Genomic DNA, 16102 nt, shown 5'->3' with positions numbered 1-16102 from the left:
GGGTTTCTTATTTTGTTCAGGCCGCTACCCAGCCTTGGGTTACTTGATCGCGTTTTGCGGATTTTGTTTCCGGGTGTTTTGCTTTTGCTGCTCAACGGTTGCGCAAGCCTCAGTTACTACAGCCAGTTGGCCGGCGGTCAGCTGCAACTGCTGCGGGCCCGGGAACCGGTCGCCGAGGTGATCGCCGACCCCGCCCGCGACCCCAAACTGCGCGCGCACCTGGCCGAGTCGCAGAAGGCCCGGGACTTCGCCAGCCGTCACCTGCACCTGCCGGACAACCAGAGCTACCGGCTCTACGCCGACATCGGCCGGCCGTTCGTGGTGTGGAACGTGTTCGCCACCCCGGAGTTCTCCTTGAGCCCGCAAAACCATTGCTTCCCCATCGCCGGCTGCGTGGCCTACCGCGGCTACTACAGCCAGGGCGCGGCCCGGGGCGAAGCGGCGATCCAGCGCCTCAAGGGCATGGACGTGTCGATCGGCGGTGTCGAGGCCTATTCGACCCTGGGCTGGTTCAACGACCCGATCCTCAATTCGATGACGGGCTGGGGCGACGAGCGCCTGGCCACGCTGATCTTTCACGAACTGGCCCATCAGCGCTTCTATGTGCAGGACGACACCGAGTTCAACGAGTCCTTCGCCACGTTCGTCGAGCAGGAAGGCACGCGGCAATGGCGGGCGTTCCGCGGGCTGGCGCCGGACAACGGCTCGCGCCTGCAGCAGCGCGACCAGTTCATCGGCCTGATCCTCGACACCCGTGCCCGTCTGGAAGCGCTCTACGCACAACCGCTGGCGGCCGAGGTCATGCGCCAGCGCAAGGCCGAGGCGTTCGAACGGTTTCGCCGGGACTACCGGGCCCTGCGTGACCGGCAGTGGGCCGGGGACAAACGCTACGATGCGTGGGTGAACGCGCCGCTGAACAATGCTCGCCTGTTGCCGTTCGGGCTGTATGACCAGTGGGTGCCGGCGTTTGCGGCGCTGTTCGGGCAGGTGGGTGGGGATTGGGTGAGGTTCTACGCCGAGGTCGAGAAGTTAGGCAAATTGGGCGCAGTTGAGCGCAAGTCGGCGCTCAAGGCCTTGGCGAACCCTGAACCAGCCGGCTGAACCGACCGGCTGGTTCCCACAGAAACGCCTCAACACGTGTGGGAGCCAGCCTGCTGGCGATGGCTGCCCGATCAGCGCCGCAGGAACGCCTGATGCAGCTCGTCCAGCGTCTCGAAGTGATAGGCCGGTGCCTCGGCGCTCAGCTCCTCATGGCTGCCGAACCCATAGCCCACCGCCGCCGCGTCCAGCCCGTTGCGGCGTGCGCCGATCAGGTCGTGCTTGCGGTCGCCGATCATCAGTGTGTCGGCCGGATCCAGTCCTTCCTCGGCGATCAAATGGGCAATCAGCTCGACCTTGTCGGTGCGGGTGCCGTCCAGTTCGCTGCCGTAGATCACCTTGAAGTGCCGGGCGAAATCGAAATGACGGGCGATCTCCCGGGCGAACACCCAGGGTTTGGAGGTCGCGATGTACAGCTGCCGGCCCTGGCCACCGAGGGTTTCCAGCAACGGCATGACACCGTCGAACACCCGGTTTTCGTAGAGACCGGTGACCTTGAAGCGCTCACGGTAGAAATTCACCGCCTCCCACGCCTTGGCCTCGTCGAAGCCATAGAACTGCATGAACGCCTGCAGCAGCGGCGGGCCGATGAAGTGTTCCAGCTTGCTCAGGTCCGGCTCGTCGATGCCGAGCTTGGCCAAGGCGAACTGGATGGAGCGGGTGATACCCTCGCGCGGGTCGGTCAGGGTGCCGTCGAGGTCGAACAGTACGGTCTGGTAATGCATGAAAATTCCTGGGCTTGTGCGGGACGGTTCAGATCTGGTCGTAGCCTTCGGCCAGGTGCAGATCCTTGAGCTTCACGTAGTTCGCCGCGCTGTAGGTGAAAAAGGCGCGTTCCTTGTCGGTCAGCGGCCGGGCCTGCTTCACCGGGCTGCCCACGTACAGGAAGCCGCTTTCCAGGCGCTTGCCCGGCGGCACCAGGCTGCCGGCGCCGACGATCACGTCGTCCTCGACCACCGCGCCGTCCATGACGATGCTGCCCATGCCGATCAGCACCCGGCTGCCCACCGTGCAGCCGTGCAGCATGACTTTGTGGGCGACGGTCACGTCGTCGCCGATCAGGCACGGGAAACCGTCCGGGTTGAAGGGGCCGGCGTGGGTGATGTGCAGCACGCAGCCGTCCTGGATGCTGGTGCGCGCACCGATGCGGATGCGGTGCATGTCGCCGCGGATCACGGTCAGCGGCCATACGGAGCTGTCTTCGCCGATTTCGACGTCGCCGATCACCACCGCGGAGCCGTCGACAAAGGCGCCTTTGCCAAGGCGCGGGGTGTGGTTCTGGTACTTGCGAAGGGACACGATAAGTTCTCTCTCTGTCGCCGATAGCTGCGGTCGCTGCCGATTGTAATTAAGATGGGCCCACGATTCTAAATGCCTGTTCCCTTCTGCCAAGGTGCCAACCGTGAGCGTGAACAACCCACTTCTGCAGCCCTACGACCTGCCGCCGTTCTCCGCGATCCGTGCCGAACACGTGCAGCCCGCCATCGAAACCATCCTGGCCGACAACCGCGCCGCCATCGCCGAGATCCTCAAGGCCCAGGGCACGAACCCGACCTGGGCCGGCCTGGTGCTGGCGATGGACGAACTCAACGACCGCCTCGGCGCCGCCTGGAGCCCGGTCAGCCACCTCAACGCCGTGTGCAACAGCGCCGAACTGCGCGAAGCCTACGAGGCCTGCCTGCCGGCCCTGAGCGCCTACTCCACCGAGATGGGCCAGAACCGCGAGCTGTTCCAGGCGTACGAAGCGCTGGCCAACAGCCCGGAAGCCGCCGGCTTCGACGTGGGCCAGAAAACCATCCTTGAGCACGCCCTGCGCGACTTCCGCCTGTCGGGCATCGACCTGCCGGAAGCCGAGCAGAAGCGCTACGCCGAAGTGCAGAGCAAACTGTCGGAGCTGGGCAGCCGCTTCTCCAACCAGTTGCTCGACGCCACCCAGGCCTGGACCAAGCACCTCACCGACGAGGCCGCCCTCGCCGGCCTGACCGACTCGGCCAAGGCGCAGATGGCCGCCGCCGCCCAGGCCAAGGGGCTGGACGGCTGGCTGATCACCCTGGAGTTCCCCAGCTACTACGCAGTGATGACCTACGCCCAGGACCGCGCGCTGCGCGAGGAAGTCTACGCCGCCTACTGCACCCGCGCCTCGGACCAAGGCCCGAACGCCGGCCAGAACGACAACGGTCCGGTGATGGACCAGATCCTCGACCTGCGCCAGGAACTGGCCAAGCTCCTGGGTTTCGCCAGCTTCTCCGAGCTGAGCCTGGCCACCAAGATGGCCGAGTCCAGCGACCAGGTGTTGAGCTTCTTGCGCGATCTGGCCAAGCGCAGCAAGCCGTTCGCCGCCCAGGACCTGCAGCAGCTCAAGGCCTACGCCGCCGAGCAGGGCTGCGCGGACCTGCAGAGCTGGGACAGCGGCTTCTACGGCGAAAAGCTGCGTGAACAACGCTACAGCGTGGCCCAGGAAACCCTGCGCGCCTACTTCCCGATCGACAAGGTGCTCAGCGGCCTGTTCGCCATCGTCCAGCGCCTGTACGGCATCGAGATCGCCGAGCTCAAAGGCTTCGACGCCTGGCATCCGGACGTGCGCCTGTTCGAGATCAAGGAAAACGGCCAGCACGTGGGTCGCTTCTTCTTTGACCTGTACGCCCGCGCCAACAAGCGCGGCGGCGCCTGGATGGACGGCGCCCGCGACCGTCGCCGCACCGTCGAAGGCGTGCTGCAGAGCCCGGTGGCCAACCTGGTATGCAACTTCACCCCGGCCGACAGCGGCAAGCCGGCGCTGCTGACCCACGATGAAGTCACCACCCTGTTCCACGAATTCGGCCATGGCCTGCACCACCTGCTGACCCGCGTCGACCATGCCGGCGTGTCCGGCATCAACGGCGTGGCGTGGGATGCGGTCGAACTGCCGAGCCAGTTCATGGAGAACTGGTGCTGGGAGCCGGAAGGCCTGGCGCTGATCTCCGGCCACTACGAAACCGGCGAACCGCTGCCCCAGGACCTGCTGGAGAAAATGCTCGCGGCGAAGAACTTCCAGTCCGGCCTGATGATGGTGCGCCAACTGGAGTTCTCGCTGTTCGACTTCGAGCTGCACGCCACCCATGGCGACGGCCGCAGCGTGCTGCAAGTGCTCGAAGGCGTGCGCGACGAGGTCTCGGTGATGCGTCCGCCGGCCTACAACCGCTTCCCCAACAGCTTCGCCCACATCTTCGCCGGCGGTTATGCGGCCGGCTACTACAGCTACAAGTGGGCGGAAGTGCTGTCGGCGGATGCGTTCTCCAAGTTCGAAGAGGACGGCGTGCTCAACGCCGACACCGGCCGCGCCTTCCGCGAAGCCATCCTGGCCCGCGGTGGCTCGCAGGAGCCGATGGTGCTGTTCGTCGACTTCCGTGGCCGTGAGCCGTCGATTGACGCACTCTTGCGTCACAGCGGCCTGAGCGAGGACGCGGCAGCATGAGCGAGGCACCTGTGAAGACGAAGAAACGCTTTATCGCCGGAGCGGTCTGCCCGGCGTGCAGCGAGCCGGACAAGCTGATGATGTGGAGCGAGGACGACATTCCCCATCGCGAATGCGTGGCCTGCGGTTACGCGGACACGCTCAACGAGCAAGGCCTGTCGGTTCCGAAGGAGCTGGGCACGCGGGTCAACACCGTCGCGCTCAAGCCTGCGCCGGACAAGAGCGTGCAGGCGGTGCAGTTCTTCCCGAATCCGAAGCTGAAGAAAAAGTCAGACGACTGACCTGCCGTCAGCCCCGGACAGGGAGCCTCTGCGGCGAGGGCGCCAGTGCCTCGCCGCAGAAGGTCCGGTTCACTTGAGGTTGACGCTCTGGAACCAGCTCTTCATCGAGCACGTGGCGAAGGGGCTGGTACTGCAGTCGCCATTGGCCAGCGCCGTACGCAACTTGTCGACATCGGCCTGCATCACGTAGCGGACGCCGTCCTTGAAGTGCCCGCTTTCGCCGAACCCGCCCTGAGTCATCTCATTCAGCGCATCTTCCTTGCTCCAGCCCTGCACCACGATCCGGTACATCGCCGCCATCAGGCCGGTGCGGTCGGAGCCGTGCTTGCAGTGCATCAGCACCGGGCCCTCGGCCTCGGCGGTCTGGATCGCACGCAACGTCTTGAGCACATCACTGTCATCCACGTGATTGGTGCGGTAAGGCAACTGCACAAGGTTCACGCCAGGGGACTTCAGCCAGCCCGAATCGGACTCCGGCAAGAAGTTGATGACCGTGGCCACCTTCAGGTTCTTCAGCAGCGGCACGGCGCCGCCGTCCGGCAATGCGCTGCGGTAGAGGGTCGGCGACATCTGGAACAGGTTGTATTGCACCTCCACCGGCTGCGCCCATTCGGCAGGACGGGCCACCGGGGCCTCGGCGGCCTGAACCGGCACCCAGTGCAACACGACGGCAAGCGATAGACACACGGCGGGGAGGAAACGCAATCGGGACATGCTCGGTGGACCGTAGGGATTCATGATTGAAGGGCCTCGCAGCTTCAGGGTTCGGCAGTCAAATCCCTGTGAGGCGCTTGTCAAAGAATCGTGAACCGACCGGTGCCCTTCGTCGCAATCACGGTTTTTTTCAGATGAATCGATTCATCTCGATGCTTAGCCTGCTACCATTTGTCACATGATGTTGCAGACGCGTTCCCCTTCTCCTGGCCGTTCCGGCCACGTCGCAGCCAAACAACCTTAAGCCACCCGCAGAGGCGGCTGACAACCATCAATGCCTGATGAGGTGCACCCCCATGTCTGATGAAAGTCGAGACAACCCGCGGCGTGAGTTCTTGCGCAAGTCCCTGACCCTGATTCCCGTCGTCACCCTGGCCGGCAGCGGTCTGGGCAGCAGCGTGCTGCAGGCCGCCCCTGAAGCCGCGCCTGCTGCGCCTGCCGCAAAATCGGCTGCGGCCCAGACGGGCGAGTATCAGCCAAGCTATTTCACCGCGGAAGAGTGGGCGTTCATCAACGCCGCCGTCGCGCAGTTGATCCCCAACGACGCCCAAGGCCCCGGCGCCCTCGAAGCCGGCGTGCCGGAATACATCGACCGTCAGATGAACACGCCTTACGCCGCCGGCGCCCTGTGGTACATGCAAGGCCCGTTCAACGCCGACGCCGCGCCGGAAATGGGCTGGCAGAGCAAACTGGTGCCCAAAGAGATCTATCGCCTGGGCATCGCCGCTGCGGATCAGTGGGCAAAATCCCTCAACGGCAAAACATTTGCCGAGCAAGACAGCGCTACCCGAGACGAATTGCTCAAGCAGCTCGAAGCCGGTAAGCCGCAGTTCGACGCCGTCCCGGCCAAGGTTTTCTTCGGCTTGCTGCTGCAGAACACCAAGGAAGGGTTCTTCTGCGACCCGATCCACGGCGGCAATAAAGGCATGGTCGGCTGGACCCTGATCGGCTTCCCCGGCGCCCGCGCCGACTTCATGGACTGGGTGGAGCGCAACGAGGCGTACCCCTTCCCGGCCGTTTCGATCCGCGGCGAGAGGGCGTGAACATGGCAACGGTAATGAAAAAAGTAGATGCGGTGATCGTCGGCTTCGGCTGGACCGGCGCAATCATGGCCAAGGAGCTGACCGAGGCTGGCCTCAACGTGCTGGCGCTGGAGCGCGGGCCGATGCAGGACACCTACCCTGACGGCAACTATCCCCAGGTGATCGACGAACTCACCTACAGCGTGCGGAAAAAACTCTTCCAGGACGTTTCCAAGGAAACCGTCACCATCCGCCACAGCGTCAACGACATCGCCCTGCCGAACCGCCAATTGGGCGCGTTCCTGCCGGGCAACGGCGTGGGCGGTGCGGGCCTGCACTGGTCGGGCGTGCACTTTCGCGTCGATCCGATCGAGCTGCGCATGCGCAGCCACTACGAAGAGCGCTACGGCAAGCACTTCATCCCCAAGGACATGACCATCCAGGACTTCGGCGTCAGCTATGAAGAGCTGGAGCCGTTCTTCGACTTCGCCGAAAAGGTCTTCGGCACCTCCGGCCAAGCCTGGACGGTGAAGGGACAACTGGTGGGCCAGGGCAAGGGCGGCAACCCCTATGCGCCGGATCGTTCGAACCCGTTCCCGCTGGAATCGCAGAAAAACACCGTTTCCGCACAGCTGTTCGGCAAAGCGGCCACGGAGGTCGGCTACAAGCCCTACAACCTGCCTTCCGCCAATACCTCGGGACCTTACACCAACCCCTACGGTGCACAGATGGGCCCGTGCAACTTCTGCGGATTCTGCAGCGGCTACGTCTGCTACATGTACTCCAAAGCCTCGCCGAACGTGAACATCCTGCCGGCGCTCAAGCCTTTGCCGAATTTCGAGCTGCGGCCCAACGCCCATGTGCTTCGGGTCAACCTCGACAGCAGCAAGACCAAGGCCACCGGCGTCACCTACGTCGACGGCCAGGGCCGGGAGATCGAGCAGCCGGCGGATCTGGTGATCCTCGGCGCGTTCCAGCTGCACAACGTGCGGCTGATGCTGCTGTCCGGCATCGGCAAACCGTATGACCCGGTCAGCGGCGAAGGTGTGGTCGGACGCAACTTCGCCTACCAGAACATGGCCACGATCAAGGCGTTCTTCGACAAGGACACCCACACCAACAACTTCATCGGCGCCGGCGGCAACGGGGTCGCGGTGGACGACTTCAACGCCGACAACTTCGACCACGGCCCCCACGGTTTCGTCGGCGGCTCGCCGATGTGGGTCAACCAGGCCGGCAGCCGGCCGATCGCCGGCACCTCCAACCCGCCGGGCACGCCCGCCTGGGGCAGCGCCTGGAAACGCGCCACCGCCGACTACTACACCCATCAGGTGTCGATGGACGCCCACGGCGCGCATCAGTCCTACCGGGGCAACTACCTCGATCTGGATCCGGTGTACCGCGATGCCTACGGCCTGCCGCTGCTGCGGATGACCTTCGACTGGCAGGAAAACGACATCAAGATGAACCGCTTCATGGTCGAGAAGATGGGCAAGATCGCCGAAGCCATGGGCCCCAAGGCCATCAACGTGATCAGCAAGAAGGTCGGCGAGCACTTCAACACCGCGTCCTACCAGACCACCCACCTCAACGGCGGCGCGATCATGGGCACCGATCCGAAGACCAGCGCCCTGAACCGCTACCTGCAGAGCTGGGACGTGCACAACGTGTTCGTCCCTGGCGCCTCGGCATTCCCGCAAGGTCTGGGCTACAACCCGACCGGGCTGGTCGCCGCCCTGACCTACTGGTCGGCGAAGGCGATCCGCGAGCAGTACCTGAAAAACCCCGGCCCGCTGGTCCAGGCTTAAGGAGCGATGACCATGAAGACTTTCGTTATCGCGACCCTGGCGTTGCTCGGCAGCGCCTCCCTGTACGGCGCCGACGTCGATCAATCCTTGATCAGACAAGGTGAATACCTGGCCCGCGCAGGCGACTGCGTGGCCTGCCACACCGCCAAGGACGGCAAACCGTTCGCCGGCGGCCTGCCGATGGAAACCCCGATCGGCACGATCTACTCGACCAACATCACCCCGGACAAGCGCGGCATCGGTGGTTACAGCTTCGAGGACTTCGACCGGGCCGTGCGCCATGGCGTGGCCAGCAACGGCAGCACGCTGTACCCGGCGATGCCCTATCCGTCCTACGCCCGCGTCAACGAAACCGACATGAAGGCGCTGTACGCGTTCTTCATGCACGGCGTCGAGCCGGTGGCCCAGGAGAACAAGGCCAGCGACATTCCCTGGCCGTTGAGCATGCGCTGGCCGCTGACGGGCTGGCGCTGGCTGTTTGCGCCGAAGGTCGAGGACTACAAAGCTACCTCGGACGATGCCGTCATTAGCCGTGGGGCTTATCTGGTGGAAGGCCTCGGACATTGCGGCGCTTGTCATACGCCACGGGCCCTGACCATGCAGGAAAAGGCCCTGAGCGCAGGCGAAGGCAGCACGTTCCTGTCAGACAGCGCACCGTTGGAAGGCTGGATCGCCAAGAACCTGCGCGGCGACCACAAGGACGGCCTCGGCGGCTGGAGCGAAGAGCAACTGGTGCAGTTCCTGAAGACCGGGCGCAGCGACCGCAGCGCGGTGTTCGGCGGCATGAGCGACGTGGTCACCCACAGCATGCAGTACATGACTGACGCCGACCTGACCGCGATCGCCCGCTACCTGAAATCGCTGCCGGCCAAGGATCCCGCCGACCGCCCGCACCAATACGACGAAACGGCCGCCAAGGCCCTGTGGAACGGCGACGACAGCCAGCGCGGCGCAGCGGTGTACATCGACAACTGCGCGGCCTGCCACCGCACCGACGGCCACGGCTACACCCGCGTGTTCCCGGCGCTGGCGGGCAATCCGGTGCTGCAATCGGAAGACCCGACCTCGCTGATCCACATCGTGCTCCAGGGCGGCACGCTGCCGGCGACCCACGCGGCGCCGTCGGCCATCACCATGCCGGGGTTCGGCTGGCGGCTGTCGGACCAGGAAGTGGCGGACGTGGTGAGCTTCATCCGCGGCAGTTGGGGCAACAAGGGGGCGCCGGTCAGCGCAGATGAGGTCAAACACTTGCGTGCCGAACAGATGAAGACGGCATCGACGCAAGAGCCTGCCCACTGACACACCGCAACATAAAAAAGGCCCTCCCCGCAGCAATACGGGCAGGGCCTTTTTTATTGCACGCCGCAAGTTTCGCGGCATGCTAAACCTCAAGGCGTTTTGATACTGACATAAGCCTTGACCAACGCCAGCAACTTGGCCTTATCGTCTGCATCGATATCACCGTCGCCATCGATGTCTTTTTCGTTGCGAACAGTGAACGTCTTGCCGCCGTCGTAGGAAGCGGCGATGAGTGTGCGGGAATCGACCAGGGAGTCCGTCGACACAGCGTTCTCAGCATCCCAGCCGGACTCCTTCAGCGCGAATTGCAGGGATACCAGCACTTCCTTGGGATTGACCGGAGTGGGGCCGAGTTTCTGCAAAAAGATGCCACGAGGATTGAGGTAAGACATGGTTAATTCCTTTTATTTAAATCATCCGAGTTACAACGCAGGCAATCCTAACGCCATAGCAACTAACGAAACTACGCTGAATATATAACCTCACGTTTCTCTCAACTAACGATCCCGATACCGACGCGTTGCGGAGTCAGAACCCGCAGGGGCCGAGCGGCAGAATCGCCGAACGGCACTGGCCGTTTGCGAAGACCAAGGATACTGTATGCACATACAGCACACAGGACACCTCCGATGCACACGCCCTTGCCTCCCCGCGGCCGCGGCACCGCCGCCAACCCGCACAACCGCTTCGCGCCGAGCCGCTCGGTGGCCGAGGACGACGGCTGGCATCAGGAAGTGCCGCAGACCCAAGGCACCGAGGTGCGGATCGAGACGGCGAAAACCATCATCACCCGCAACACCTCACCGGACCTGCCCTTCGACCGCTCGGTCAACCCGTACCGCGGTTGCGAGCACGGCTGCATCTATTGCTACGCCCGGCCCAGTCACGCCTACTGGGACCTGTCGCCGGGGCTGGATTTCGAAACCAAACTGATCGCCAAGACCAACGCCGCCCAGGTGCTGGAAGAGCAGCTGGGCAAGCGCGGCTACCAGTGTGCGCCGATCAACCTGGGTTCCAACACCGATCCTTATCAGCCCATCGAACGGGAGCACAGGATCACCCGGCAGATCCTCGAAGTGCTGCTGCGCCACCGGCATCCGGTGACCATCGTCACCAAGGGTTCGCTGATCCTGCGCGACCTCGACCTGCTCACCGAACTGGCGCAACAGAGGCTGGTGGCGGTGATGATCAGCCTCACCACCCTGGACGACGAGCTCAAGCGCATCCTCGAGCCCCGCGCCGCCGCGCCCAAGGCCCGGCTGCGGGCGATCCGGGTGATGCGCGAAGCGGGCATCCCGGTGGGCGTGCTGTGCTCGCCGATGATTCCGATGATCAACGACAGCGAGATCGAAAGCCTGCTCACCGAGGCCCACGCGGCCGGCGCCCAGAGCGCGGCGTACATGATGCTGCGCCTGCCGCTGGAGGTGGCGCCGCTGTTCGAGGAGTGGCTCCAGGCGCATTACCCGCAGCGGGCGACCCATGTGCTGAGCCTGATCCGCCAGAGCCGCGGCGGCGAGCTGTACGACAGCCGCTTCGGCGCCCGGATGCGGGGCGAAGGGCCGTTCGCCGACCTGCTGGCCCAGCGGTTCGCCAAGGCGCTGAAGCGTCTGGGGCTCGACCGTCGGGAAGGCTTCGGCCTCGATTGCTCGGCCTTTTGTCCGCCGGGTCGCCAGATGTCGCTGATTTAGCGACAATTGCCCCAAGGTTGAGTGACGGAACCGCTCGACCGGTTGCGCCGGTCACGTTTTTTGTGACCTGGAACACAGGTTCCAGAGCCTTTGATTCAGTTTGAGTTAAGTTTCGGCGGTTACCTTGTTCATCGAGTGACTGACGGGTCAGGATCGGCCCGGATGTTTGAACAGCCACTGGCTTCACACCGGAATACACGGGAATGACTCCCCGAATCCGCCAAAGAGGATGAATCATGAGTGACAAGGATAAACAGCCGTTGGCTGCGTCGGCGCCGGCCCCTGAGGCGGAAACCGCCGATGCAGCGCTGAAGCACATCGTCGACGGCTTTTTGCATTTTCATCATGAGGTCTTTCCGCAGCAGGAAGAACTCTTCAAGAAACTCGCCACGGCCCAGTCGCCACGGGCGATGTTCATCACCTGCGCCGACTCGCGCATCGTCCCCGAACTGATCACCCAGAGCTCCCCCGGCGATCTGTTCGTGACCCGCAACGTCGGCAACGTCGTACCGCCCTACGGCCAGATGAACGGTGGCGTGTCCACCGCCATCGAATACGCCGTGCTCGCCCTGGGCGTGCAGCACATCATCATCTGCGGCCACTCCGACTGCGGCGCCATGCGTGCGGTGCTCAACCCGGACAGCCTGGAGAAGATGCCGACGGTCAAGGCCTGGCTGCGCCACGCCGAAGTCGCGAAAACCATGGTGCAGGACAACTGCAACTGCGCCAACGAAAAAGAAAGCATGCCGATCCTCACCGAGGAAAACGTCATCGCCCAACTGCAGCACTTGCGTACCCATCCCTCGGTAGCCTCGCGCATGGCGAACGGTCATCTGTTCATCCATGGCTGGGTCTACAACATCGAAACCAGCGAAATCAAAGCGTACGACGCGGACCAGGGCTGCTTCCTGCCGCTGGACGGCAGCCATCCGATCCCGGTGGCGACGCCAAAAGCGCGCTTCTAGATCCTCCTAAAAATCTCTGTGGTTTGACGCCGGCCGCTGTTTCAGCGGTCCGGCCTCGCCACGCCTGAAGAAAAGTCCGGGAGAATCCCTATGCGTGCCGCTCAATTGAAAGCTGTTCTGCCACGGGAGCTGTTGGCTTCGGTGGTTGTGTTCCTGGTCGCCCTGCCGCTGTGCATGGGCATCGCCATCGCGTCCGGCCTGCCGCCGGCCAAGGGCCTGATCACCGGAATCATCGGTGGGCTGGTGGTGGGTTGGCTGGCCGGCTCGCCGCTGCAGGTCAGCGGGCCGGCGGCGGGTCTTGCGGTGCTGGTGTTCGAGCTGGTGCGCCAGCACGGTGTCGAGATGCTCGGGCCGATCCTGCTGCTGGCCGGGCTGCTGCAGCTGGCGGCCGGGCGCCTGAAGCTCGGCTGCTGGTTCCGGGTCACCGCGCCGGCGGTGGTGTACGGCATGCTCGCCGGGATCGGCGTGCTGATCATCCTGTCCCAGGTGCATGTGATGCTCGACGCCGCGCCGAAACCCTCCGGCCTGGACAACCTCACCGCGTTCCCCGGCGCCGTGGCCCAGGCCCTGCCGTCGTTCGGCTGGCAGGCCGGGCTGCTGGGGCTGGGAACCATCGCGGTGATGTGGCTGTGGGAGAAATTCCGCCCGCATTCGCTGCGCTTCGTGCCCGGCGCGCTGCTGGGCGTCGGCCTGGCCACGGGCGCCAGTCTGTTGCTGGCACTGCCGGTCAAACGGGTCGAGGTGCCGGACAACCTGGCAGAGGCCATCGACTGGCTCAAGCCGGCGGACCTGCTCAACCTCGCCGACCCTGCCTTGCTGGTCGCAGCGTTCGCCGTGGCCTTCATCGCCAGCGCCGAGACCCTGCTGTCCGCTGCGGCGGTGGACCGCATGCACAGCGGCCCGCGCTCGGACTTCGACCGCGAACTGTCGGCTCAAGGGGTGGGCAACATGCTCTGCGGCCTGGTCGGCGCGTTGCCGATGACCGGGGTGATCGTGCGCAGTTCGGCCAACGTCCAGGCGGGTGCCACCACACGCTATTCGACAATCTTCCACGGCCTGTGGCTGCTGGCGTTCGTGCTGTTGCTGTCGAGCCTGCTGCAGAGCATTCCGGTGGCGAGCCTGGCCGGCGTGCTGGTCTACACCGGGTTCAAGCTGGTGGATCTGAAGGTGTTCCGCGGCCTGGGCCGTTACGGCCGGATGCCGATGTTCACCTACGCCGCCACGGCGCTGGCGATCATCTTCACGGACTTGTTGACCGGCGTGCTGATCGGCTTCGGCCTGACGCTGCTGAAACTGGCGCTGAAGGCCGCACGGCTGAAGATCAGCCTGATCGACCTGCCGCAGGAAGGGGAAATGGAGATGCGCCTGACGGGCGCGGCGACGTTCCTCAAGGTGCCGGCGCTGACCCAGGCCCTGGCCAGCGTTCCGCCGGGCACGACGGTGCATGTGCCGCTCAACAACCTGAGCTACATCGACCACGCCTGCCTGGAACTGCTGGAGGAATGGGGCAGGGCCAATGCCGCCAAGGGGTCGAGGCTGCTGATCGAATCCCGGGGGCTCAAGCGCAGGCTTGAAGGGCGGGTACGCACCACCGTCGGCATCGGCACGGCCGGCTGAAACAAACCTTGTGGGAGCCGGGATCAGGCGGCCGGCTGCTCCAGCTCCAGGCCCACGCCCAGGCGGCGGCCCATGCACGGCCAGCGTTTCCACGCGGCGCCGGTGTCCGGGCTGCTGAGCTTCTCGCGGTAGGCCTCCACCGACTCCAGCGCGAAGCTGTCGTCGTCGAGCATGCTGTCCACCGCGTGGTGCACCACTTCGTCGAGTTGGTTGGCGAATGCCTCACCCAGCAACTGGTGGGCAATCAGATTGGCGACCGTCATGTCCAAGGGGATCAGTGGCTGGCCGAAATGCTTGATGTACAGGTCGTTGACCTCTTCGACAAACCGGTGGGCCAGATAGGCCTCGTCCAGCAGGCTGTCCAGGCCCACGGGGGGCTGGAGGAAGTACTGCTCGGCGATCTTCAGCACCGGTTTGATCTGTGACTCGATTCCCGCTTCCCTGGCGACTTCATTGGCTGCGTCCAGCAGGTCCGGCACTTCATCGATGTAGGCGGCGACGAAGCGCGTCAGGACGGCTTCGGCACCGGTTTCCGGCAACTGGATCGCCGGGTGCAGGTGAGGCAATTGATTTTCCAGCTGACGGGTCAGCCGTCCGGTGTCTTTCTCGTGTTCTCGGGCTATTCGGATCTGCTCGCGCAATGCGGCGGTGTTCATGAAAACTCCAGGGTACAGGGCAATGAAATAGGGAAGACATAACTTAGCTGGCTTACGAAAAATGCTAAGACGCATTTGTCATAATTATTTCATCCTTGATACACCGGGGTTATATCGGTGTGCCACCACTCCGCTGCATCCTTCTCCATTCGTGCCCTGGAACGCAAGTGCCAGCTGTTTCATGCGATTTACGCGCTCGCGTTGCGAGGTTCAAGTCGCTGTCTATACTCGCCAGTGAATGGAGTTAGCTGATGATGCCTGACTGCCCGCGCAGCAAGGCCCGGCGATTCAAGTTCGTAGTCTGATGCAGCCGCTCCCTTGCCGCAGGCGTTGCGCCTACGGGACAACAAGAACGATAAGGGGAACCCGCAATGATGCGACATCCACACGTCTGGATGGGCCTCCTGTTGTGGTCGATTTTCAGCCAGGCGCAAGCGGCCTGGACTGTGAATATGGCGCCTGGAGCGACTGAGATCAGTCACGCTGTGTTCGACCTGCACATGACCATCTTCTGGATCTGCGTGGTGATCGGGATCATCGTCTTCGGCGCGATGTTCTGGTCGATGATCCTGCACCGCCGCTCCACCGGCCAGGTCGCGGCACGCTTTCACGAAAGCACCACCGTCGAGATCCTCTGGACCGTCGTGCCGTTCCTGATCCTGGTGGCGATGGCCGTTCCGGCGACCGCCACCCTGATCAAGATGTACGACACCAGCGAGCCGGACATCGACATCCAGATCACCGGCTACCAGTGGAAGTGGCACTACAAGTACCTGGGCCAGGACGTCGAGTTCTTCAGCAACCTGGCCACCCCCGCCGAACAGATCCACAACAAGCAGGCCAAGGGCGACCACTACCTGCTGGAGGTCGACAAGCCGCTGGTGCTGCCGACCGGCGCCAAGGTGCGCTTCCTCGTCACCTCCGCCGACGTGATCCACTCCTGGTGGGTGCCGGCCTTCGCGGTCAAGCGCGACGCCATCCCCGGGTTCGTCAACGAAGCCTGGACACGCATCGACAAGCCCGGCCTCTACCGCGGCCAGTGCGCCGAGCTGTGCGGCAAGGATCACGGCTTCATGCCCATCGTGGTCGACGTGAAGGAGAAGGCCGACTACGACAAGTGGCTCGCCGAGCGCAAGGCCGAGGCCGCGCAGCTCAAGGAGCTGACCAGCAAGGAATGGACGCTGGACGAGCTCAAGGAGCGCGGCGACAAGATCTACCACACCACCTGTGTGGCCTGTCACCAGGCCGAGGGCCAGGGTCTGCCGCCGATGTTCCCGGCGCTCAAGGGCTCGAAGATCGCCACAGGCCCCAAGGAGGCGCACCTGAGCCTGGTGTTCCACGGCAAGCCCGGCACCGCCATGGCGGCGTTCGGCAAACAGCTGTCGGAAGTCGACATCGCCGCCGTCGTGACCTACGAACGCAACGCCTGGGGCAACAACAAGGGCGACATGGTCACGCCCAAAGAAGTGCTGGAGCTCAAACAGGCGGAAAGCAAATGAG

At 64.0% G+C, this 16102-nt stretch carries 15 protein-coding genes; 10 read left to right on the top strand and 5 right to left on the bottom strand.

Translation table 11 applies throughout. From position 1 onward, the window contains the following. Positions 1-12: 12 nt before the first annotated feature. On the top strand, positions 13-1101 hold the full coding sequence (locus CAG33_RS13390) for an aminopeptidase (RefSeq protein ID WP_085579462.1): 1089 nt from the start codon (positions 13-15) through the stop codon (positions 1099-1101). Between the two features lie 71 nt (positions 1102-1172). Here the strand turns inward: CAG33_RS13390 and CAG33_RS13385 are convergent, their stop codons facing one another. Together CAG33_RS13385 and CAG33_RS13380 are read right to left on the bottom strand one after the other, a co-directional pair. Then, on the bottom strand, positions 1173-1823 hold the full coding sequence (locus CAG33_RS13385; RefSeq protein WP_085638785.1) for an HAD family hydrolase: 651 nt from the start codon (positions 1821-1823) through the stop codon (positions 1173-1175). Positions 1824-1851: 28 nt separating this feature from the next. Continuing rightward, positions 1852-2397, bottom strand: coding sequence for a gamma carbonic anhydrase family protein (locus CAG33_RS13380; RefSeq protein WP_085579458.1), 546 nt, complete (start codon positions 2395-2397; stop codon positions 1852-1854). A 103-nt stretch (positions 2398-2500) separates the two neighbouring features. Here CAG33_RS13380 and prlC point away from each other — a divergent pair, with 103 nt between their 5' ends. Both prlC and CAG33_RS13370 read left to right on the top strand, forming a co-directional pair. Further along, a complete protein-coding gene (gene prlC / locus CAG33_RS13375) occupies positions 2501-4552 on the top strand; it encodes an oligopeptidase A (protein WP_085630414.1) in 2052 nt (683 codons plus the stop codon). After that, positions 4549-4833, top strand: coding sequence for a YheV family putative zinc ribbon protein (locus CAG33_RS13370; RefSeq protein ID WP_085579454.1), 285 nt, complete (start codon positions 4549-4551; stop codon positions 4831-4833). Before prlC ends, CAG33_RS13370 begins: the two co-directional genes overlap by 4 nt. Positions 4834-4902: 69 nt before the next feature. Here CAG33_RS13370 and CAG33_RS13365 read toward each other — a convergent pair whose 3' ends face one another. After that, positions 4903-5547: a tyrosine-protein phosphatase gene (locus CAG33_RS13365; RefSeq protein ID WP_085630412.1), complete on the bottom strand. Its 645-nt coding sequence runs from the start codon at positions 5545-5547 to the stop codon at positions 4903-4905. Between the two features lie 296 nt (positions 5548-5843). Here CAG33_RS13365 and CAG33_RS13360 point away from each other — a divergent pair, with 296 nt between their 5' ends. Genes CAG33_RS13360 through CAG33_RS13350 form a run of 3 tightly spaced genes read left to right on the top strand, consistent with a single transcriptional unit; the run spans position 5844 to position 9676 of the window. Then, positions 5844-6590 carry a gluconate 2-dehydrogenase subunit 3 family protein gene (locus tag CAG33_RS13360; protein ID WP_085638781.1) on the top strand — a complete coding sequence of 249 codons (747 nt, stop codon included), beginning with the start codon at positions 5844-5846 and terminating at the stop codon, positions 6588-6590. A 2-nt stretch (positions 6591-6592) separates the two neighbouring features. Next, complete coding sequence (locus CAG33_RS13355) at positions 6593-8377, top strand: GMC family oxidoreductase (protein ID WP_085579448.1); 1785 nt, start codon at positions 6593-6595, stop codon at positions 8375-8377. A gap of 12 nt (positions 8378-8389) precedes the next feature. Continuing rightward, complete coding sequence (locus CAG33_RS13350) at positions 8390-9676, top strand: cytochrome c (RefSeq protein WP_085638778.1); 1287 nt, start codon at positions 8390-8392, stop codon at positions 9674-9676. 89 nt (positions 9677-9765) lie between these two features. On the opposite strand, the gene CAG33_RS13345 is transcribed toward CAG33_RS13350, so the two are convergent. Next, entirely contained in the window at positions 9766-10068 is a 303-nt protein-coding gene (locus tag CAG33_RS13345) for a hypothetical protein (RefSeq protein WP_085579444.1), read from the bottom strand. A gap of 237 nt (positions 10069-10305) precedes the next feature. On the opposite strand from CAG33_RS13345, the gene CAG33_RS13340 reads away from it, so the two are divergent. The 3 genes from CAG33_RS13340 (at position 10306) to CAG33_RS13330 (ending at position 13946) form a co-directional block, all read left to right on the top strand. Further along, positions 10306-11364, top strand: a complete 1059-nt coding sequence (locus CAG33_RS13340; protein ID WP_085638774.1) for a PA0069 family radical SAM protein — start codon at positions 10306-10308, stop codon at positions 11362-11364. 236 nt (positions 11365-11600) lie between these two features. Next, positions 11601-12329 (top strand): carbonic anhydrase, encoded by a 729-nt coding sequence (locus CAG33_RS13335; RefSeq protein ID WP_085579440.1) that lies wholly within the window; start codon positions 11601-11603, stop codon positions 12327-12329. A 90-nt stretch (positions 12330-12419) separates the two neighbouring features. Beyond that, positions 12420-13946 (top strand): SulP family inorganic anion transporter, encoded by a 1527-nt coding sequence (locus CAG33_RS13330; RefSeq protein WP_085630402.1) that lies wholly within the window; start codon positions 12420-12422, stop codon positions 13944-13946. Positions 13947-13969: 23 nt separating this feature from the next. Here the strand turns inward: CAG33_RS13330 and CAG33_RS13325 are convergent, their stop codons facing one another. Then, on the bottom strand, positions 13970-14602 hold the full coding sequence (locus CAG33_RS13325) for a hypothetical protein (RefSeq protein WP_085630400.1): 633 nt from the start codon (positions 14600-14602) through the stop codon (positions 13970-13972). A 371-nt stretch (positions 14603-14973) separates the two neighbouring features. Here CAG33_RS13325 and coxB point away from each other — a divergent pair, with 371 nt between their 5' ends. Then, positions 14974-16101, top strand: coding sequence for a cytochrome c oxidase subunit II (gene coxB / locus CAG33_RS13320; protein ID WP_085579434.1), 1128 nt, complete (start codon positions 14974-14976; stop codon positions 16099-16101). The last annotated feature ends 1 nt before the right edge of the window (position 16102 follow it).

The organism is Pseudomonas sp. B3(2017) (genome assembly GCF_002113595.1).
GTDB lineage: Bacteria > Pseudomonadota > Gammaproteobacteria > Pseudomonadales > Pseudomonadaceae > Aquipseudomonas > Aquipseudomonas ekonensis.
The sequence above is the reverse complement of the archived record's forward strand: the minus strand, read 5'-3'. Positions and strand labels throughout refer to the sequence as shown.

Coding starts and splice junctions, on each gene's coding strand:
- CAG33_RS13340 (WP_085638774.1), top strand. CDS start 10,306: ATGCACACGCCCTTGCCTCCCCGCGGCCGCGGCACCGCCGCCAACCCG.
- CAG33_RS13385 (WP_085638785.1), bottom strand. CDS start 1,823: ATGCATTACCAGACCGTACTGTTCGACCTCGACGGCACCCTGACCGAC.
- CAG33_RS13345 (WP_085579444.1), bottom strand. CDS start 10,068: ATGTCTTACCTCAATCCTCGTGGCATCTTTTTGCAGAAACTCGGCCCC.
- CAG33_RS13350 (WP_085638778.1), top strand. CDS start 8,390: ATGAAGACTTTCGTTATCGCGACCCTGGCGTTGCTCGGCAGCGCCTCC.
- CAG33_RS13370 (WP_085579454.1), top strand. CDS start 4,549: ATGAGCGAGGCACCTGTGAAGACGAAGAAACGCTTTATCGCCGGAGCG.
- coxB (WP_085579434.1), top strand. CDS start 14,974: ATGATGCGACATCCACACGTCTGGATGGGCCTCCTGTTGTGGTCGATT.
- CAG33_RS13330 (WP_085630402.1), top strand. CDS start 12,420: ATGCGTGCCGCTCAATTGAAAGCTGTTCTGCCACGGGAGCTGTTGGCT.
- CAG33_RS13355 (WP_085579448.1), top strand. CDS start 6,593: ATGGCAACGGTAATGAAAAAAGTAGATGCGGTGATCGTCGGCTTCGGC.
- CAG33_RS13365 (WP_085630412.1), bottom strand. CDS start 5,547: ATGTCCCGATTGCGTTTCCTCCCCGCCGTGTGTCTATCGCTTGCCGTC.
- CAG33_RS13335 (WP_085579440.1), top strand. CDS start 11,601: ATGAGTGACAAGGATAAACAGCCGTTGGCTGCGTCGGCGCCGGCCCCT.
- CAG33_RS13325 (WP_085630400.1), bottom strand. CDS start 14,602: ATGAACACCGCCGCATTGCGCGAGCAGATCCGAATAGCCCGAGAACAC.
- CAG33_RS13360 (WP_085638781.1), top strand. CDS start 5,844: ATGTCTGATGAAAGTCGAGACAACCCGCGGCGTGAGTTCTTGCGCAAG.